Genomic DNA, 19,037 nt, shown 5'->3' on the forward strand with positions numbered 1-19,037 from the left:
TCGGCTTCGCGGCGGGCTCAAGAGGCGCGTCGGCAGGAGCGGTTGCTGCGGGAGCAGTGGCAGGCGGCGCGGCGGCAGGCGCGGCAGTGGGAGAGCGCGAGCGAGGGCGAACAGCGCGTCAGCGCACAGTTGTTGGTGCTGACCGAGCGCGGCTGGCGGCTTCTGGTGGACCGGCGGTGGCCGGGTACGCGGTCCGCGAACGTGGACATGCTGCTGGTCGGGCCCGCCGGTGTCTTCGTCGTGGACGTCAAGAACTGGCGCGCCGACCCGGAGGTCGAGGACGGCCGGCTCCTCGCGGGCGGTGAGGTGAGGGACGAGCACGCGCGCAAGCTCTCGGCGGTGACCAAGGCCGCCGAGACGGCGGTCGCCTCGTTGGGGATGTCCCCGGTCGCGGTCCGGCCGCTGATGGTCTTCGCCGACAAGCGCGTGGACACCGCGCTGGGGAGAATCCGGCTCCTGGGGGAGCGGGAGGTCGGTCCGTATCTGCTGGCGGAGCGTCACCGGCTCAACGCCGCCTCGGTGCGCGTCATAGCCGACCACCTGGGGCGGGTGTTCCCCGAGTACGAGGGATCGTCCGTCACAGAGCCGGCCACAGAGCCCGTCACTGAGCCGGCCACAGAGCCCGCCACAGAGCCCGTCACCGAGCCGACCAGCGTGCCGCGCTCCGGACGCCAAGAACTGCCCGCCGCAGGGCTGTTCGACCTCGACGGCATGCGCGAGGCCGCACTGGACGCCGCCATGCGGGCACCGATCGAGCAGTGGATGACCTTCCTCGCGCAGGACCAGGTGGCCCTCGTCCGCCGCAACTGGTCCGGTCCCGCCCGTATCAGCGGACCCGCCGGTACGGGCAAGACCGTCGTCGGTCTGCACCGCGCGTCCTACCTCGCCCAACGCACCACGGGACGCGTCCTGTACGTGACCTTCGCCAGCAACCTCCCGCGCGTGCAGGAGACGTTCCTGCACGCGATGTCCCCCGCGGTCGCCGACCGGGTGGAGTTCCGCAGCCTGCACTCGTGGGCGCAGCAGTACACGCAGGACCGCGGTGTGCCGGTGAATCTGAACGGGGACAAGGCCGAGACGGCCTTCAGCCTCGCCTGGACGCACGCCGGGCGCGACAGCCCGCTGACCGAACTCGACCCGCTGCCGCGCTACTGGAAGGACGAGATCGACTACGTCATCAAGGGCCGCGGGATCACCTCCTTCGAGGAATACGCCGTCCTGCCGCGCCGCCGCCGTCGGGTGGGCCTGCGAAGGCCCCACCGGCAGGCGGTCTGGGGACTCTACGAGGCGTACGAGTCGCTGCGCGTCCAACGCGGTGTGCACGACTTCAACGACGTGCTGGCCCTCGCGCTCGCCGAGGCGAGCAGTTCCACCGAGGCCGCGCCGTACGCGGCCGTCATCGTCGACGAGGTCCAGGACCTGACCCTCGTCGGGGTCAAGCTGCTGCACGCCCTGATCGGCGACGCTCCCAACGGCCTGCTGCTCGTCGGGGACGGGCAACAGGCCGTCTACCCCGGCGGATTCCGGCTCTCCGACGCGGGCATCGACATCCGCGGCGAGCGCGGGCAGGTGCTCAGGACCAACTACCGCAACAGCAAGAACATCCTCGACGCGGCCCTCGCGGTGGTCGCCGACGACGCCTTCGAGGACATCGACGGCGTACGCAGCTCCGGCGCCAGGGAAGTCGACCTGACCTACCACGACGGCCAGGTGCGGCGCGTGGACCGGCCGACCGTCGAGGACCACGACCGGGCCCTGCTGGAAGCGCTGTTGGCCCTGACCCCCGCCGAGCGGGCCGACTCCGCCGTGCTCTGCCCCTCCGTACGGGCCATCGGCCGCTACCGCGACCTTCTCACGGCTTCCGGCCTCCCGGTCTGCCCGCTGGAGCGCTACGCCGGTCACGCCGTCGAGGGCGTCAAGCTCGGAAGCTACCGGCGCGCCAAGGGACTTGAGTTCAAACGCGTCTACCTTCCGCGGTACGACGCCTCCTTGCTGACCGGCGCCGAAGGGCTCTCCGAGACCGAGCGCGAGCGCCGCGAACTCGGCCGCAGCCAGCTCTTCGTCGCCATGACCCGCGCCCGTGACACCCTCTGGCTGGGCAGCGTCACTCCCGCCGCCCAGGCGTGACGCGTCTACGGACGCTCGGCGCGCAGCCTCCGCAGGAGGTCGCGGCTCGCGACGGTGAAGGGGTGGTCCTGGCCGAGGCTCTGGGCGCGGCGCGCGACGACGTCGTCCATGAGCGCGATGCCTTCGCCGGTGTGACCGAGCGCGGTGCGGGTGCGGGCCTGGAGCTGGCGGGCGGCGAGGGCGATGGGGTAGTCGGGTCCGAAGCGGTGCAGATAGGTCTCGGTCACCTCGCCGATCTCGCTGTCGGCTTCCTCGAGGCGGCCCAACTGGAAGAGCGCCCAGGCGTGGTTGTGGCGGGCCCCCACGGAGACGGTGTGGTCGACGCCGAGGTGTTCCGCGCACTGCCCCGGCAGCGACAGCAGGCCCGTGCGTCCGTCCTCCGCGGTCAGTTCCGCGGCGCCGAGCGCGGCCAGGATGCTGGACCGGGAGCGCAGCGTCAGCGGATGCCACGGCCCCAGCGCGGCCTGGCGGCCCGCGGCCGTGGCGTACAGGAGCGTCAGCGACTCCTCGGCGTGGCCGAGATTGCGCAGGACGAGTTGGAGCCCGTGCGCGCTGTCGAGGCTGTCCGGGTCGTCGGCTCCGAACCGCTGCCGCTGGGCGGTGAGCGTGCGCCGCAGCGACTCCTCGGCCTCGGTGTAGCGGCCCAGCCGGAACAGGACCCGTCCGGCGCGTGAGCGTGCCGCGAGTACGGCCCGGTGTCCGTCGCCGAGCGTCCGCGCCGCGATGTCCGCCGCCGCGCCGACGGTCTCCCACGCCGACGGGTAGTCGCCGGTGCGGTGCATCGCGGTGGCCAGCCGGGTGGCCACCTCCAACACCTCGGCGACGGCGGCGGGTTCGCCCGTCCGCCGCAGCAGTGCGCGTACGTGGGGCGCCAGGAGCCGCAGCCGGGGATCGTACGGGCCCGCGTCGGGCACCTCCGGCAGCGCGGCGCCGAGCAGGCGGCCGGCCGTCGCGTCCAGCACAGGGGCCTGCGCCGCCGGGGTGGCGGCCACGACGCTGTCGAGCAGTACGCCGTGGCCGAGAACGCAGCGCAGCCCCGCGTTGTCGCCGACGTCGACCCGTTCGACGAGCGAGTGGTCGAGCAGGGCGCGCAGCGCCGACTCGGCGCGACCGCGGGGCAATACGGCGCTGATGCCGTCGTCGTTGAGGACCGACAGCGGCAGCGGCTCGGGGGCCAGCCGGGCGATCAGACGCAACAGGTCGACCGCTTCGGGCAGTCCGCGCGCCGCGAAGGCGTCGAGCGTCAACTGCCAGGTCTGTCCCACCAGATGGCGGGGGTCCGCATCACTCAAGGCATCGGCCCCTCGGTCGAGCAACTGGACTGGGAGTTCTTCCTCCAGATGGCGTCCGTACACATCCATCGTCCAGGGCTCTATGACCTGGTGGGAGAGGAAGCCGCCCGCGAGGGTGAGCGCGAGCGGGAGGCGGCCCAGGCGGTCGGCGATCTCGGCGGCCTGGGCGAGCGTGCCGGTGTGCGGGGCGAGGTCGCGCAGGACGCGCGCCGCGTCCTCGCGCGGCAGGACGCCGATGTGCTGGAGTTCCGCGCCGGGCCACCAGCGGGGTGCGGCTCGGCGGGTGGTCACCAGCACCGTGCCCCGCGGGCTGGTGCGCAGCCAGCTGCCGTCGCTGAGGATCGCGGGGTCGTCCGCGTTGTCGAGCACCAGCAGCCAGGGATCGGGGGAGCCGGCGAGGTACCGCCAGACGAGGTCGGCCGCGGGCCGGTAGCCGTTGCGGGCGGCCAGCAGTTCGCCGTCGGCCGCGCCGCGGTCCGCGGCGACCGCGAGCATCCCGGAGCGCAGGCTGGCCCGGTCCGTGGCGTTCACCCAGAGCCCCACCCGCCCGTACTCGGCGGTGGCGGTCTGGAAGAAGGCGTGGGCGACCGCGGTCTTGCCGCAGCCACCCATGCCGTACAGCACGAAGATGTCGTCGCCGCTCTGCGCGGTGAGGGCGCTCCTCAACCGGTCGAGGACTTCGGTGCGGTCCCGCAGGACCAGGGGCGGGCGGCCGACGGCGGGCCGGCGCACCGAGTCGGGACCGGCCGGGGCCTGCGGGCCGCCGTCGTAGTGGTGGTGCTCGCTGATGTGCTGATCTCCCGACGCCTGGTAGACCCGGCCGTCGTCCTGGGCCCGGCCGTCCATGGACCCGCCGGTCGTACCGCTCACCGCTCGGTGACGCGCTGGTCGCGGCGGGTTTGGGCGCGGCCGGGCTGGAAGCGGCCGGTCCGGAGGCGAGCGGTCCGGAAGCGACCGGTCCGGGCGCGGCGCCCTTGTGCCAGGACGCGGTGACGCGTGGTCGTGGTCCGCCAGGCGTCGGTCGCCATCGGGGCGACCACGGGGGCTCCGGCGGTCCGCGTGAGCACCGCGAGTTCCGGATCCACAGCTCCCCCTACCATTCAATAATCTGATCATATTGGCTTTGAGCCAATTCGAGGACCGTTCACGTCCGGCGTGGATCATTATTGCACCGGGAGTCGAATTGCGATAGGCATCCGAAGGCGGTCGCCGCCGTCGTGGCATATGCCAGACGGCTGGTTATCGGGTACGCTCCGGCTGTAGTGACGCCGATGCGGGTACGATCCGCACGCGGTACGACAGTACGCAGCCGATCCTGGGGGCAACCATGACCAGACCATGGGAAGCAAATCCCGACACCACATTCTTAAAGCGCCTCGGTAAATCACCTCAGGAGCTGGGGAATACGACCGACACCCCCGACTGCCCCGACATCTGGGAGCTGGAGAACGGCGACATCGCCGTCATCGGCCGGGATCTGACGGCCTCCCTCGGGCGGAATCTGCCCGCCGGGGTCTCGGTCGGCTCCGACGAGCGACTCGTCGTCATCCCGAGAAACATGCTGATCGCGGCGAAACCGGACATTCCCAGTGTTTGACTCCTTTCCCAACGGCACCTTCGAACGCCTCGCCCGGCCCGCCTACCACGAGGAATTCTTCCGGATCCTCAAAAGCGGCGTCAGGAGCCAGGACAAGCTGGAACGCGGCCAGCATTTCCAGGAACGCGGTTTCGCGAGCTGGGAGGCATTCGCCGCCGGGCGCTGGGAAGAAGCACTCGCGCTCATCGAGGAAAGGCGTCCGGCCTACGCCCGGCAGTTCGCCGAGGCGGAGGAGTTGGGCGTCGCGCAGCGGCGGCTCCGAGTCGTCGAATTCCCCGTGACGCCGTACGTGCAGTGGGAATTGCACGTTCTGCGCCTGCGCGCGGCCGTGGGCGACCGGATCAGGGTCCTGGACGCGCGGACGATCGCGGACATCGAGCGCGAGCGCACGGTGCCGGAGGTCGTGATCCTCGGTGACGTGGTGATGTACGAGGTGCAGTACGACGACGAGGGAAACGCGGACGGGGCCAGGCGGTACGCGGAACCCGCCCTGATCGCCGAGACCAGGGCGGGGTTCGCGTCGCTCTACGCGCGGGGCGAGCCCTTCGGCGACTTCTTCGACCGCGAGATCGCCACGCTCTCACCGCCGGTCATCGACGGCGTCGGCTAGCCGACCGCCGGGCGGCCCCTAGGCGTTCGCGAGGACCACGCAGGCGGTGAGGTGCCAGGTGGGGGCCGCGGAGCGGACGCGGCCGTCCGGCGTCTCCGCGCATCCGTCAGGGGTCGACTGCCTCGCGGCGGACGGGCGTTGGAGGCCGGGGCGCGGCTGGCCCCGAAGGGTGAATGTCCATACATATGTGCTTGTGGTGGCGCGAGCGCGTCCCGGCCTACCGTTGATTGTTGCCCGCTGTCGCCGCGCGGCGGCGGGCACGGGTGCTTCGTGGTTCGGGTCGAGGTCGAGGGGGACCGCTCATGGCCAGCGCGTTTCAGGAGCAGAAGCTCAGGGGGATGTTCGGCGCATTCGACGCCGACGGTGACGGCTACCTGCGCGAGGAGGACTTCAGGGCGCTCGTCGCCCGCTGGAACCGGCTGCCCGCGGTGGCGCCGGGCACGGAGTTGCGCGCACGGGTCGAGACGCTGCTGATGGGCTGGTGGGCGGCGCTACTGGAGACCGGCGACACCAACGGGGACGGCGCGGTCGACTGGGGTGAACTGCTCGCGCTCGTCGACCGGTTGCCCACGATGATCGCGGACGTCGTCGCCACCGCCGACACCGTGTTCGAGGCCGTGGACGCCAACGGTGACGGCGTCATCTCCCCGGAGGAGCACCGCACGCTCGTGGAGACCTGGAACGGCCGGCCCGTCGACATGACCGGCGTCTTCGAACTCCTCGACCTCAACGGGGACGGCCACCTCAGCCGTGAGGAATTCACCCTGCTGTGGCGCCAGTTCTGGATCAGCGACGACCCGGCGGAGCCGGGCAACTGGCTGTGCGGACGGTTCCCGACGCAGCGGCACTGAGGTCGCCGCCGCGGGCCCGTGCGTGAGGCGCCGGGCCGGCGTCACGACGGCGGGCGCGATCACCTCCGGCATCCCCGGCAAGTGCGTCGACATCGCGAACAGCGGCACCGCGAACGGCACGGCCGTCCAGCTCTACACCTGCAACGGCACGGCCGCGCAGAAGCGGACGGTCACTCCCGGCGCGGGCGGCGCGGTCCGCGCGCTGGGCGGCTGCCTCGACATCGCCGGGGCCGCCACCGCCAACGGCGCCCTCGTGGAGCTCTGGTCCTGCAACGGCGGCGCGAATCAGCGCTGGGTCGCGCGGTCCGACGGGCCGCTGCTCAATCCGCGGTCGGGCCGCTGCCTCGACGATCCGGGCTTCTCGACGGCCGACTGGACGCAGTTGCAGATCTGGGACTGCAACGGGGGCGAACAAGGCGTGGACGCTTCCGGGCTGAGCCCGGCCCGGCCTCGGGCGGGTGGGCGGTCGGCGCATCGAGAAGCCGGTACGCGGGTCCCGGCCGCGGCGGGAGGGGCGTACGTGCCCGCGTACGTACGCCCCCGCGGTACGTCTCTACGCCCGCCCCCGACGCCCGGCCTCCCCGACCGGGCCCGGACCAGCCACCGGCCGCTCCCGGATCAGGCCCCGATCAGGCACCGGCCACGCCCCGGCCGCTCCCGGATCAGGCCCGGACCAGGCACCGGCCGCGCCCGCGGCCCCTGTGCTCACGATCACACCACTCGGCGTCGCGGTGCCCGTGGCCGTGGCGTGCCCGGCTCCCCGCCGCCGCCCGGCCTCCCGCGGCGGGAGAATGTGGCCCGCACGGCCGCTCCCCGCCCCCGTCCGTGGTTATTGTTGCCATACGTCAAATGTTTGGCGTCCGTCGGTGTGCGCGGCGGCTCCTCTCTGGCCCCCGGTCGCGGGTGGCCGGGATCGTCCGGGAGGGCGCTGCGATGCAGGGTGTGGCTTTCCGGGGCGGGCTGCGGGCGGACGGGCTGCCCGCCGCGCTCGACGATCCGCGGCGGCTGGCCGCGGTGGCGGCGACCGGCCTGCTGGACACCGGTCCCGAGCCGGAGTTCGAGGACCTGGCGGCCCTGGCCGGTGCGGTGACCGGCTGCTCACGGGCGTTCATCACGCTGGTCGACGAGCGCCGCTCGTTCTGGAAGTCGTGCGTCGGGGTCGACATCACGGAGATCGCGGGCCGGCAGAATCCGGTGCGGGAGAGCTTCTGCTACTTCCTGGTCGGCCTGGACGGCGAGCCCTTCGCCGTCGAGGACGCGGCCACCGACCCGCGCACCCGCGACCACCCCTCCGTACAGCCGATGAAGATCGGCGCGTGGGCGGGTTACCCGATCCTCGGACCGGGCGGCGAGGTGCTGGGCAGCATGTGCGTGATCGACGACCGCCCGCACGCCTGGCGCCCGACGGAACTGGCCACGCTGGCCACCCTCGCGCGGGCGGTCGGCAACGAGATTAATCTGCGGACCTCGCTGGAGACGGCGCGCACCGCGCTGGCCGCGACCACCGACCTCGTACGCAGCCTCCAGGACAGTTTCCTGCCGCCCGTCCTGCCGACGGTCTCCGGTCTGGACGCCGCCGCCTCGTACACCCCGGCCGACGGCGGCATGGTCGTCGGCGACTTCTACGACCTCTTCCAGGCCCGCGGCCCCTGGTGGTGCGCCACGATGGGCGACGTGTGCGGGAAGGGCCCGGAGGCCGCCAAGGTCACGGCGCTGGCCCGGTACACCCTGCGCGCGCAGGCCACGCAGCACCTGTCGCCCGCCGTGGTTCTCGACCACCTCAATTCCGCGCTGCTCGACCAGCGCACGGACGGCCGGTTCCTGACCGCCGTGCACGCCACCTTCCGTACCACCGCCACCGGCGTGTCCGGCCGGCTGTGCACTGCCGGGCACCCGCCCGCCCTGATCCTGCGCGCCGACGGCCGCGTCCAGGAGTCGGGCCGCCGCGGCAGCCTGCTGGGCGTCCTGCCCGACGTGCACCTCACCGACGTCCGCTTCCGGCTCGCGCCCGGCGACACGCTTCTGCTCTACACCGACGGCGCCACCGAGGCCCGTCCCCGCCCCATCGTCCCGGGAGCCCCGCGGCCGCTGTTCGGCGAGGAGAATCTCGCCGCCGCCCTCGCCGCCTGCCACGGCATGGACGCCCCTTCCGTCGTCCAGCGGATCGGCCGCGTCCTCGACGACCACAGCGGTGGGTGGGCGAGCGACGACACCGCCCTGCTGGCGCTCCGCGTCCCGCCCCGCACGGCCGGTATCTGACCCCGCCCGCCCCGCCCCGCACGGCCGGTCTCTGACCGTGACTGGCCCCCCCGCGCGGCCGGTCTCTGACCGCTCGCGCCGCCGGGCCGCCGCCCCCTGTTCACCTCGGCGCTCACCTCGGCGTTCACCTCAGCCATTCATCTCGGCGCCCTGAGGACAAAAGCTGCATAGCGCCCTAGCCTCGTCTCATGGCTGACCTCCCTTTCGACGACGTCCGGGACTTCGCGAACGCCGACCGCGGCTTCGTCGCCGCGCCCGCGTCCACCGCGGTGACGGCCGAGGACGGATCGGTCGTGTGGGACTGCGGGGCGTACGCGTTCATGACGGCGGCGCAGTGCCCGCCGACCGCGAATCCGTCGCTGTGGCGGCAGGGGCAGCTCTGCGCCCGGTACGGCCTGTACGAGGTCACGCGGGGGATCTACCAGGTCAGGGGGTTCGACCTGTCGAACATGACCCTGGTCGAGGGGGAGCGCGGCGTCGTCGTCATCGACCCGCTGATCTCGACGGAGACCGCGGCGGCGGCCCTGGCGCTGTACCGCGAGCACCGCGGCGACCGCCCGGTCACCGGATTGGTCTACACCCACTCCCACGGCGACCACTTCGGCGGCTCGCGCGCCATCGTCCCGCACGGCAGCGAGCAGGACATCCCGGTCCTGGCCCCGGCCGGATTCCTGGAGCACGCGGTCGCGGAGAACGTGTACGCGGGCACCGCGATGACCCGCCGCGCGGTCTACATGTACGGGGCGGAGCTGCCCAAGGGACCGGCGGGCCAGATCGGCGCCGGTCTCGGCGCGACGACCTCGACCGGCACGATCAGCCTGGTGCCGCCGACGGTGCACATCACCAGCACCGGGCAGGAGGAGACGGTCGACGGCGTACGCATCGCCTTCCAGCTCACCCCCGGCACCGAGGCCCCCTCGGAGATGAACTTCCTCTTCCCCGACCACCGGGCCCTGTGCATGGCCGAGAACGCCACCCACACGCTGCACAATGTGCTGACCCTGCGCGGCGCGGTCGTCCGCGACCCCCGGATCTGGGCGCACTACCTCTCCGAGGCCCTGGCGATGTTCGAGGGCAAGGCGGACGTCGTCTTCGCCTCGCACCACTGGCCCACCTGGGGCCAGGAGGAGATCACCGCGTTCCTCACCGGGCAGCGCGACCTCTACTCCTACCTCCACGACCAGACCCTGCGGCTCATCAACCAGGGCCTGACCGGCCCGGAGATCGCCGAGGAGCTCACCCTCCCGCCCGCTCTGGAACGTACGTGGGCGGCCCGCGGCTACTACGGCTCGGTCTCGCACAACGTCAAGGCGGTCTACCAGCGCTACATGGGCTGGTTCGACGGCAACCCGGCCCACCTGTGGGAGCACCCGCCGGTCGAGCAGGCCCGCCGCTTCGCCGCCGACTACGGCGGCACCGACGCCCTCGTGGCCAAGGGCCGGGAGTACGCCGACGCCGACGACCTGCGGTTCGCCGCCACGCTCCTCAACCACGCCGTGTTCGCCGAGCCCGGACACCAGGGCGCGCGCGAGGCGCTGGCCGCCGTCTACGACCGCCTCGGCCAGGGCGCGGAGAACGGCACCTGGCGCAACTTCTACCTCACCGGTGCCATGGAGCTGCGCGGCCGCCTCGCCAAGGTCCGCCTCGACACCGCCAACCCCGAGATGGCCATGGCCCTCACCGTCGACCAGCTCATCGACTCCCTCGCCGTCCGCGTCGACGGCCCCCGCGCCTGGGACACCCGGCTGACGATGGACTGGCACGTCACCGACCACCGCCGCACCTGGCGCCTGACCCTGTCCAACGGCGCCCTCACCTACCGGTCCACTCCCGGCGCCCCCACCGCCACCACCGCGGACCTCACCCTGACCCTCACCCAAGCCCAGCTCCTCACCGCCCTCGCCACCCGGAACCTCGACAACGTCACCACCGAGGGCACCCCCGACACCCTCTCCCGCCTCCTCTCCCTCCTCGCCACCCCGGACCCGGACTTCCCCCTCGTCACGCCGTGAGCGGCGCCCGTCGTTCTGGGTGATGAGAGCGCACTGGTACCGCGGTACCAGTGCCGTGCCGAAGGGTCTCCCACGGTTCCAGGGATCGCCCCGCCCGCCCTCGTAACGTCGAAGGTGCGGGTCGCGCCGCGTTCTCGACGAGCGCGAGGAGCGCGACGAGCGCGATGAGTGTGACGAGCGCGACGAGCGCGATGAGTGCGACGACTGCTGCGAACGCGGTGAGCGCGTGAGTTCCGTACGCGAGGCGTGCGCGCGGGACGTGAGAGGACCAGGGGACCAGAGGCCGATGATCGAAGTGCGTGAACTGACGAAGCGGTACGGGGACAAGACGGTGGTCGACCGGCTGTCGTTCTCCGTGAAGCCCGGTGAGGTGACGGGCTTCCTCGGGCCGAACGGGGCGGGGAAGTCGACGACGATGCGCATGATCGTCGGCCTGGACGCCCCGACCCGGGGCTCGGCGACCGTCGGGGGCCGCCCGTACGCCCGGCACCGGGCGCCGTTGCGCCAGATCGGTGTCCTGCTCGACGCCAAGGGGGTCCACCCGGGGCGCAGCGCGTTCGGGCACCTGAAGGCGCTCGCGCTCACGCACGGCATTCCGCGCGGCCGGGTGGACGAGGTCATCGAACTGGCGGGACTCGGCAGCGTGGCGGGCAAGCGGGTGGGCGCGTTCTCGCTCGGCATGGGCCAGCGGCTCGGCATCGCCGCCGCCCTGCTCGGCGACCCCGAGGCCGTCATGCTCGACGAGCCGGTCAACGGCCTCGACCCCGAGGGCGTGCTGTGGGTGCGCAATCTGCTGACCGGGCTGGCCGCCGAGGGCCGGGCCGTGATGCTCTCCTCGCACCTGATGAGCGAGATGGAGCTGATCGCCGATCACCTCGTGGTCATCGGGCGCGGACGGCTCCTCGCCGACACCTCGCTCAAGGACTTCACGCACCAGGCCGGCGGCGGCGGGGTGCGGGTCGTCAGCGGCGAGGCCGCCCGACTGCGGGACGCGCTGGCCGCGCCCGGCGTCACCATCACGTCCTCCTCCGACGAGGAGTTGCTCGTCCACGGCTGGGCGGCCCGCGACATCGGTACGGTCGCCGCGCACTGCGGGATCGCACTGTACGAACTGGCCCCGCAGACCGTCTCGTTGGAGACGGCCTTCATGCGCCTCACCCATGACTCCGTGGAGTACCACAGCGACCCCGCGGGCACCGAGCGGAAGGCCGCCTGATGACCACCGACACGATCGCCGTCGCCGTACGCGCCGACCGGGACGGGCAGGGGGTGACCGGCCGCCGCGTCCTGCGCTCGGAGCTGAGCAAGTTCCTTTCGCTGCGCTCCAGTTGGATCACCCTGGGGGCCTCGGTCGCCGTACTCGTCGCCTTCGGCGTGATCGCCGCCGCCGTCTACCGTCCCCCCGGCGCCGACGCGACCGGGACGCCCGACGACCCGGTCGGCCTCGCGCTGACGGGCGCGGGCGTCACCGGCCTGATCGTCGGCGTGCTCGGGGTGATGATGTCCGCGGGCGAGTACAGCACCGGCATGGTCCGTTCGACCTACGTGGCGGTGCCGCGCCGGTGGCCGGTCCTGGCGTCGAAGAGCGCCGTGATCGGCTCGCTGGTCCTGGTCCTGACCGCGGTCGCCGCCGTGGTCACCTTCGGCCTCGGCGCGGCGAGCCTGCGCGGCGAAGACATCGCGCTGTCCCTGGGCGACGAGGGCGTGCTGCGCGGCCTGGTCGGCGCCGGTGTCTACCTCGCGCTGTTCGCCGTGTTCGGCGTGGCCCTGGGGACGCTGATCCGCTCCGCCTCCGGGAGCATCGCCGCTCTGGTCGGCCTGCTGATGCTGCTGCCCGGCCTGACCGCGCTGCTGCCCGACTCGCTCCAGGACGCGGTCGAGCGGTACACCCCCGGCAACGCGGGCTCGGCGATCTACGCCCTGCACAAGGCGTCGGACTCCCTGTCGCCCGGCGCGGGACTCGCCGTCTTCGCCGCCTGGGTGGCGGTGGCCCTGGGCGCCGCAGCCATCCGGCTGAAGCGGTCCGACGTCTGATCGTCGCGGCGGCCGACCGTTCGTCGGAAGGGTCACCAGCGGTGACAATGAGGCTTATGCACCGGGACCGGGACTTCAGGGCCACGATCGCGGCCCGGGGCCGGGATGTCAGGGACGGGCTTTCGGCTCGTGGCCGCGATGTCAGGGCTCGTGGCCGGGATGCCAGGGCGCGGTTCCTGGCCAGGAGGCGGGATCTCAGGGTCGGGTTTCTGGCCAGGAGGCGGAACCCCCGCGTCGAGGTCTCCGCCTGGGACCGGGGCCCCGGGGCCGGATTCTCCGACCGCGACCCCCGAACCGCCTTCGCCGCCCCGGACCGGGGGACGCCGGTGCCGTCCCTCGGTCCCGAGGCCGCCCTGGGGCACCCGGTCCTGAACCTCATGCTGCAAGCCAGCGGCCTCCTGCGGGAGTACGACCGGCGGCACCCCTGGCTGCTGGACACCGCGGTCGTCCTGCTCTTCGCGGGCGTCTGCCTGCCCAACCTGCTCTCCGGCGGCGCGCCCGCGGCCGTCGCGGCGGCCGACGCGCACGGGGCGCCGTCGACCGCCACCCTCTACGTGCTGTTCGCCGCGCTCGTCCTGCCGCTGTGGTGGCGCCGCCGCGCCCCGGCCACCGTGCTGGTCGTGACGATCGCCGCCTTCCTCGTCCAGTCCGCGATGGACGCCGGGCTCGTCGCCTCGTTCAGCCCGCTCATCGCCCTGCACAATGTCGCCCGGCACAGCTCCCCGCGCGTGCTGGGCTGGGCCACCGCCGTGGCCGCCGCCGCGAACGTGGTCGACGTCTTCGCCCTGGAGCCCGCGGGCAGCGAGTTCCTCGTCCTCTTCTTCCTCCTCGGACTGGTGACCGCCGCCGTCGCCACCGGTCTGACCCTGCGGACCCGCAGGTTGTACCTGACCGCGCTGGAGGACCGCGCCCGGCGCCTGGAGGTCGAACGGGACCAGCGCGCGAGGCTCACCGCCGCCGCCGAACGCACCCGTATCGCCCGCGAGATGCACGACATCGTCGGCCACAACCTCTCCGTCATGGTCACCCTCGCCGACGGCGCCTCGACGCTCGCCGCCCGCAACAACGAGAGCTCGACCCCGGTCCTGCGCATGGTCGGCGACACCGGGCGGCAGGCGCTGGGCGAACTGCGCCGCGTGCTCGGCGTCCTGCGCGGGGACGACGACGCCGCGGACCGGCGGCTCAGACCGCAACCGGGCATCGGCGACCTCGACATGCTCCTCGCACGGGTCCGCGCGGCGGGCCTCGCGGTGACGTACCGCACCACGGGCGAACTCGCCAAGCTGGGCGAGGGCCTGCAACTCACCGTCTACCGCATCGTCCAGGAAGCCCTGACCAACACCCTCAAGCACGCCGGTACGGCCACCGCCTCGCGGGTCACCGTGACCGCCGACGCGGGGACGGTACGCATCCGCGTTACCGACACCGGCCCCCCGTCGCACGCCGCCGGCCCCGCGGCGCCCGCCACCGGGGACGACGAGCACGGCCACGGCCTCGTCGGCATCCGCCAGCGCGTCGCCCTGTACGGCGGTACGGTCACCATCGGCCCCACCACCGACCAGCCCGGATGGACCGTCGATGTCCAGCTCGACGCGACCGTCGACCCCACCGACCACAAGGCGGAAAGCCACCTGCCATGACCACCTCCGTGCTGATCGTCGACGACCAGCCCATGCAGCGCTTCGGCCTGCGCATGCTCCTCGAGGGCAGCCCGGGCGTGACCCCCGTCGGCGAGGCCACCCACGGCGCCGAGGCCGTCCGCATGGCCGCCGAACTGCGCCCCGACGTCGTCCTCATGGACATCCGCATGCCCGGCATGGACGGGCTGGAGGCCACCCGCCAGATCATCGCGGCCGGCGGCCGTACCCGCGTCCTCATCGTGACCACCTTCGACCTCGACGAGTACGCCTACGAGGGCCTGCGCGCCGGGGCCAGCGGCTTCCTCCTCAAGGACGCGGGCCCCGAGGAACTTGTCTCGGGCATCCAGGCCGTGGCCACCGGTGACGCCGTCGTCGCCCCCAGCCTCACCCGCCGCCTCCTCGACGCCCACGCCCACCACGTCCTCACCCCGCCCGACTCCCCGGCCGCCCAGGACCCCCGACTCCGCGAACTCAGCGCCCGCGAACGCGAAGTCCTCGTCGCCATCGGCAACGGCTGGACCAACTCCGAGATCGCCCGCCACCTCGTCCTCTCCGAGTCCACCGTCAAAAAACACGTCGGCCGCGTCCTCGCCAAGATCGGCGCCCGCGACCGCATCCAAGCCGTCATCCTCGCCTACGACGCCGGTCTGGTCCGCTCCAAACGCTGACCGCCGGAACGTACGGATTCCGCCGCCCTCCCGCCACGTCCCACGTCCCACGTCCCACGCTCGACTCGGCCCGCGCCCGGCCCCGAGGTCTCGCGGGACGGCGGCTTCCGGCACGGAACCGATCCACCCGTACGCGCCCGGCGATGCGTACGGGCAACGGGAATCCCCGGGGCGCGGGCCCGAAACCTCGGGGTGCGGCCTCGCGCTTCGTGACCACTAGGATCCCGCCATGTCTGACGATCTCGGCTTCACGTGTTCGTGCTGCGGAAACCATCACGCGGAGCTCCCCATGAGCTACTCGACCCCCGCCCCGGACGTCTGGGACCCCGCCTTCGAGGCCGATACGAACAGCATGCTGTCGTCGGACCAGTGCGTCATCAGGGGCCAGCACTTCTTCATCAAGGGCCTGATCGAGATACCCGTGATCGGCGGCGAGGACGTCTTCTCATGGGGCGTCTGGGTCTCCCTGAGCAAGGACAGTTTCGCCCGCGCCGTCGACCTGTGGGACACCGAGGGCCGCGAGGCCGAGAAGCCGTACTTCGGCTGGCTCAGCACCGAGCTGTCCCTCTATCCCGAGAGCACCACCGACCTCAAGACCAACGCCCACACCCGGCCGCTCGGCACCCGCCCCTTCATCAAGCTCGAACCCACCGACCACCCCCTCGCCGTCGAACAGCGCACCGGAATCACGCCCGCCCGCGTCCGCGAGATCGCCACGGCGGTACTCCACCCGGCCTGACCACACCCGAGGCAAACCGGCAATGGCCCGGCGCCCGCGTTCCCGATCGCGTCAAGTACCCCACCACCGCCGGGCATCGGCTCGCCGGATCGGTGTCCCGCCAGCAGCCCGGCAGTGCGGGGGAAGGCGCGGGTGGTTCGTATCTGCGGACGATGACCTCGCTGAAGTTCTTCAAGACCGAGCGCGAGCGCACGGAGCCGTCCTACGGGTGGTGGCTGGCGGAGAAGAGCCCGGTGAAGGCGGGGTTCGGGGACATCGACGGCGACCGGTACGCGGACGTGCTGTCCCGCGACCTGGCCGGTCGGCTGTGGTTCGTTCCCGGCAGCAGCGGTCGCGGACGGCTGATCGGCCCCGGCTGGAATTCCATGACGGCGATGACCCGGCACGGCGACTTCACCGGTGACGGCATCGAGGACCGGCGCCGATTGGTACGGCCTCAACGGCACCTTCTGACCCCGGCACGCGCCAACTCCCGGCTTGCGCAGCGCAGTTGATCACCAGGTGGGAGGTGTCACTGTCGGCGTCGGCCGGGGCGCGGAGCCGCAGATCAGTCAGGTTGTCGGGGTCCGGGCCCGCCGCGCGGACCTCGGCGATCAAGACCGTGGACTGCTACGATCCTGGCGAATTCGAACGTGGGGGGCCGCCGGAGGATTCACGTTCCCGGCGGATCGGTACCGTTCGAACCGTCCCTCCTCACGCCTCACGCCCCGCGCCACGCCGCCGTTGCCGGTTCCGGCGGATGTCATCAGCGCCGGTACGACCGGCTTCCTCTCGATCGGCCTGGACTCCGACCTGCTGTGGACCCGGTACGCGGGCGGTGCCACCACGCCGCTCGGCAGGGACATCGGCCGGTCCACCGCGACCTTGATGCACGGGTCGGTGTCCGACGTCGTGGCCCTGGAGCGCGGCACCGAGTACGACACGGACCACCGGGTGGAACTGCACGACATGGGGACCGGTGACATCTCGGTCGTTCCGTTGGGGAGGAACCGTTCCCTGAGGGGGGTCGTCGAATCGACGGTGGTGGCGTGCCGGGTGCCGTATCCCACGGATGACACGTGCACCGAGGCGCACTTGATGAGTGTCGCTGACGGAGTCACGACCGACCGGGTGGTCACGGGCCTGCCCAGCGGTGCCTTCGGACTGCGGGCGGCGGCCGCCACGACCGGCGCGCTCGCGCTGTCCTACAAGACCTCCACGGCGGGCGGGACCACGGCCGACGGTCTCGCGGTGGTCGACCTCGCGTCCGGTACCGCGACCACGTCGCACCTCGCCTCGGCCGGATTCACGACCGCCATTTCCCCGGCGTACGTGTCCAGCGTGAGCACCGGGAACGCTCCGGTGCTGAGCGTGGAGAACCGGGCCACGGGCACGGTGACGCGGCTGTCCGCGCTGGGTCCCGGCTACCCCCTGACCGGCCTGGCAGGGAACTGGGCGGTGTTCGGTCCGAACACACAGCTCGGGGCGGGCTCGGCCGACTGGGACTCCTCCTTGCGGGCCGTCCCGGTGGGCGGCGGCGCCGTGCGCAAGGTCCTGGACCACGCCACCACCGTCGTCCCGGCGCCGGACGGCGCGGTGCTCGTGACGGGCGGCACCGTCGCCAAGGGCGAGGGCGTGTACCGGGTTTCCGTCGGCCCCGACGGCGCGCCGGTCGCCGACATGGTCGCCAGCAAGGGAGCTCCGACCAAGCTCGCTCTCCTCGGCTCCAGCGTCCCCGCGGTGGCGACTCTCGACCCGGCGCCGTGGAAGGCGCGGTGGCAACTGTCCCGCAGTAACGCCGAAGTGACCGTCACCCTGCGCCACACCGCGACGGGAGCCGTGGGCCGGTGGCATCTGGACCGGACCGACAACACCACCGATTGGGTGCGGATGGACTGGGCCGGGCGGATCTTCATGGACTGGACGGGGGGATCGACAGCGGCTCCGCCCCCAATGGCGCCTACACCTGGCAGATCACGGCGAAGCCGTACGACAACCTCGGGCCGACGCTGAACGTGAGCGGCGGCTTCACCGTCGCGCGCCCGCCCGCTCCGCACGACTACACCGACAACGGCTCCCCGGACATCCTGGCCCGCGACAGTTCCGGCGTCCTGTGGCGCGAGGACACCGTGTACTACCCCGAGAGCCACCAACTGACCGGCTCCGACCGGGTCAAGGTCGGGCCGGGCTGGAACAGCTACAGCCGGATCGTCGCGGTCGGCAACGTCGCCGGCTCCTCAGCCGGTGACCTGATCGCCCGGGACAACGCGGGCGTCCTGTGGCTCTACACCGGTACGGGCAAGGGCACGTTCGCCGCGCGGACGAAGATCGGTCCGGGCTGGAACGTCTACACGCAGATGTTCGGCATCGGCGACAGCAACATCGACGGCAAGCCCGACCTCATCACCCGGGACAGCACCGGCACGACATGGCGCTACCTCGGCACCGGAAACGCCGCCGCCCCCTTCGCCAAACGAGAGCTCACCGGAGTCCTCCCCGCCCACCCGTACAACACCGCCCTCTGACCGCCAGCTCCCTGCCGCGTAGCAACTCGCGCGCTATCCGCGTGATCCATGGGGGACGATAACCCGGCTGGATGCCCTCCGAGCCACGGCCGGACCGGTATCGGCGACCGAGCCGGCGGAGTCCGTCCCCGCACTGGTCCGCTCCGCGGCACCGAACACGCCGACGAGGCGGACCAGGAACCCCTGATGGGCCCCACCCCGCCCCCCGCCGACCACGTCATCACGGCCTCCCTGACAGCCGCTGTCACGGACATGGCCGGCGGCGTCGCCAACGCCGAACTCGATTGTGGCTGTCCCTCCGGGCAGCCTCGCTGTGATGACCGAACCGTGGACCGCCGCATACGGCTCAGCGAAGTTCCTCAGGGCATGGGCCCAACAGCCGGGCTTCCGCCTCCTGAAGCAGTCGGACTCAGTCCCCCCGCTGATCGCAGCCCCATTCTCTGAACCTGCCGTCAGCACATACCGCATCTGGGCCGCCCCCGCCTCCACCCTCGACCACCCGGGAGGCTCCCACAACGCCGTGGGGGCGGCCTTCCCCATCGGAAGACCGCCCCTCAACTGCAGTTTCACCAGTCGCAGCGGCGGGATTTGAACCCACGACCACTTCGTCCCGAATGCCGTCGAACCACGGTTACTAGCTGGGCGTTTTGCGTTGCCGCAGGTCAGGGGCGTCGGGCTGAGTGGGCCTGGGGTGGTGTCGAGGG

The 19,037-nt window shown here is 72.2% G+C and carries 17 protein-coding genes; 16 read left to right on the top strand and 1 reads right to left on the bottom strand.

What is annotated here, in order from left to right; all coding sequences use genetic code 11:
• Positions 1-42: 42 nt before the first annotated feature.
• Entirely contained in the window at positions 43-2,127 is a 2,085-nt protein-coding gene (locus ABZX65_RS07560; protein WP_355335976.1) for a UvrD-helicase domain-containing protein, read from the top strand.
• Positions 2,128-2,132: 5 nt separating this feature from the next.
• Here the strand turns inward: ABZX65_RS07560 and ABZX65_RS07565 are convergent, their stop codons facing one another.
• A complete protein-coding gene (locus tag ABZX65_RS07565) occupies positions 2,133-4,265 on the bottom strand; it encodes a tetratricopeptide repeat protein (RefSeq protein ID WP_355336426.1) in 2,133 nt (710 codons plus the stop codon).
• A gap of 481 nt (positions 4,266-4,746) precedes the next feature.
• On the opposite strand from ABZX65_RS07565, the gene ABZX65_RS07570 reads away from it, so the two are divergent.
• From ABZX65_RS07570 to ABZX65_RS07640, 15 genes are all read left to right on the top strand, one after another.
• Positions 4,747-5,016: a hypothetical protein gene (locus tag ABZX65_RS07570; protein WP_355335978.1), complete on the top strand. Its 270-nt coding sequence runs from the start codon at positions 4,747-4,749 to the stop codon at positions 5,014-5,016.
• On the top strand, positions 5,009-5,626 hold the full coding sequence (locus tag ABZX65_RS07575; protein WP_355335980.1) for a DUF6879 family protein: 618 nt from the start codon (positions 5,009-5,011) through the stop codon (positions 5,624-5,626). Before ABZX65_RS07570 ends, ABZX65_RS07575 begins: the two co-directional genes overlap by 8 nt.
• A 302-nt stretch (positions 5,627-5,928) precedes the next feature.
• Complete coding sequence (locus ABZX65_RS07580; RefSeq protein ID WP_355335982.1) at positions 5,929-6,477, top strand: EF-hand domain-containing protein; 549 nt, start codon at positions 5,929-5,931, stop codon at positions 6,475-6,477.
• A gap of 22 nt (positions 6,478-6,499) precedes the next feature.
• Positions 6,500-7,567, top strand: a complete 1,068-nt coding sequence (locus ABZX65_RS07585) for an RICIN domain-containing protein (RefSeq protein ID WP_355335984.1) — start codon at positions 6,500-6,502, stop codon at positions 7,565-7,567.
• Positions 7,453-8,736 (top strand): GAF domain-containing SpoIIE family protein phosphatase, encoded by a 1,284-nt coding sequence (locus ABZX65_RS07590; RefSeq protein ID WP_355336427.1) that lies wholly within the window; start codon positions 7,453-7,455, stop codon positions 8,734-8,736. The genes ABZX65_RS07585 and ABZX65_RS07590 overlap by 115 nt, the downstream gene beginning before the upstream one ends.
• Positions 8,737-8,924: 188 nt before the next feature.
• Positions 8,925-10,748 carry an alkyl sulfatase dimerization domain-containing protein gene (locus tag ABZX65_RS07595; RefSeq protein WP_355335986.1) on the top strand — a complete coding sequence of 608 codons (1,824 nt, stop codon included), beginning with the start codon at positions 8,925-8,927 and terminating at the stop codon, positions 10,746-10,748.
• Positions 10,749-11,034: 286 nt separating this feature from the next.
• Complete coding sequence (locus tag ABZX65_RS07600) at positions 11,035-11,964, top strand: ABC transporter ATP-binding protein (RefSeq protein ID WP_355335988.1); 930 nt, start codon at positions 11,035-11,037, stop codon at positions 11,962-11,964.
• Positions 11,964-12,782 (top strand): ABC transporter permease subunit, encoded by an 819-nt coding sequence (locus tag ABZX65_RS07605; protein WP_355335990.1) that lies wholly within the window; start codon positions 11,964-11,966, stop codon positions 12,780-12,782. The genes ABZX65_RS07600 and ABZX65_RS07605 overlap by 1 nt, the downstream gene beginning before the upstream one ends.
• A 377-nt stretch (positions 12,783-13,159) precedes the next feature.
• Complete coding sequence (locus tag ABZX65_RS07610) at positions 13,160-14,422, top strand: histidine kinase (protein WP_355335992.1); 1,263 nt, start codon at positions 13,160-13,162, stop codon at positions 14,420-14,422.
• A complete protein-coding gene (locus ABZX65_RS07615) occupies positions 14,419-15,090 on the top strand; it encodes a response regulator transcription factor (protein ID WP_355335994.1) in 672 nt (223 codons plus the stop codon). Before ABZX65_RS07610 ends, ABZX65_RS07615 begins: the two co-directional genes overlap by 4 nt.
• Positions 15,091-15,379: 289 nt before the next feature.
• Complete coding sequence (locus ABZX65_RS07620) at positions 15,380-15,829, top strand: DUF2199 domain-containing protein (RefSeq protein ID WP_355335996.1); 450 nt, start codon at positions 15,380-15,382, stop codon at positions 15,827-15,829.
• 152 nt (positions 15,830-15,981) lie between these two features.
• On the top strand, positions 15,982-16,323 hold the full coding sequence (locus ABZX65_RS07625) for a VCBS repeat-containing protein (protein ID WP_355335998.1): 342 nt from the start codon (positions 15,982-15,984) through the stop codon (positions 16,321-16,323).
• A gap of 229 nt (positions 16,324-16,552) precedes the next feature.
• Positions 16,553-17,821, top strand: a complete 1,269-nt coding sequence (locus ABZX65_RS07630) for a hypothetical protein (RefSeq protein WP_355336000.1) — start codon at positions 16,553-16,555, stop codon at positions 17,819-17,821.
• 2 nt (positions 17,822-17,823) lie between these two features.
• Complete coding sequence (locus ABZX65_RS07635; protein WP_355336002.1) at positions 17,824-18,333, top strand: hypothetical protein; 510 nt, start codon at positions 17,824-17,826, stop codon at positions 18,331-18,333.
• 286 nt (positions 18,334-18,619) lie between these two features.
• Entirely contained in the window at positions 18,620-18,925 is a 306-nt protein-coding gene (locus ABZX65_RS07640; RefSeq protein WP_355336004.1) for a DUF6368 family protein, read from the top strand.
• Positions 18,926-19,037 lie beyond the last annotated feature (112 nt).

The organism is Streptomyces sp. NPDC003300 (assembly GCF_040610915.1).
Taxonomy (GTDB): domain Bacteria; phylum Actinomycetota; class Actinomycetes; order Streptomycetales; family Streptomycetaceae; genus Actinacidiphila.

Bases quoted from the DNA above. Each gene is read 5' to 3' on its own strand.
- ABZX65_RS07570 (WP_355335978.1), top strand. From the start codon at position 4,747: ATGACCAGACCATGGGAAGCAAATCCCGACACCACATTCTTAAAGCGC.
- ABZX65_RS07605 (WP_355335990.1), top strand. From the start codon at position 11,964: ATGACCACCGACACGATCGCCGTCGCCGTACGCGCCGACCGGGACGGG.
- ABZX65_RS07580 (WP_355335982.1), top strand. From the start codon at position 5,929: ATGGCCAGCGCGTTTCAGGAGCAGAAGCTCAGGGGGATGTTCGGCGCA.
- ABZX65_RS07600 (WP_355335988.1), top strand. From the start codon at position 11,035: ATGATCGAAGTGCGTGAACTGACGAAGCGGTACGGGGACAAGACGGTG.
- ABZX65_RS07620 (WP_355335996.1), top strand. From the start codon at position 15,380: ATGAGCTACTCGACCCCCGCCCCGGACGTCTGGGACCCCGCCTTCGAG.
- ABZX65_RS07565 (WP_355336426.1), bottom strand. From the start codon at position 4,265: ATGGACGGCCGGGCCCAGGACGACGGCCGGGTCTACCAGGCGTCGGGA.
- ABZX65_RS07615 (WP_355335994.1), top strand. From the start codon at position 14,419: ATGACCACCTCCGTGCTGATCGTCGACGACCAGCCCATGCAGCGCTTC.
- ABZX65_RS07595 (WP_355335986.1), top strand. From the start codon at position 8,925: ATGGCTGACCTCCCTTTCGACGACGTCCGGGACTTCGCGAACGCCGAC.
- ABZX65_RS07625 (WP_355335998.1), top strand. From the start codon at position 15,982: ATGACCTCGCTGAAGTTCTTCAAGACCGAGCGCGAGCGCACGGAGCCG.
- ABZX65_RS07610 (WP_355335992.1), top strand. From the start codon at position 13,160: ATGCTGCAAGCCAGCGGCCTCCTGCGGGAGTACGACCGGCGGCACCCC.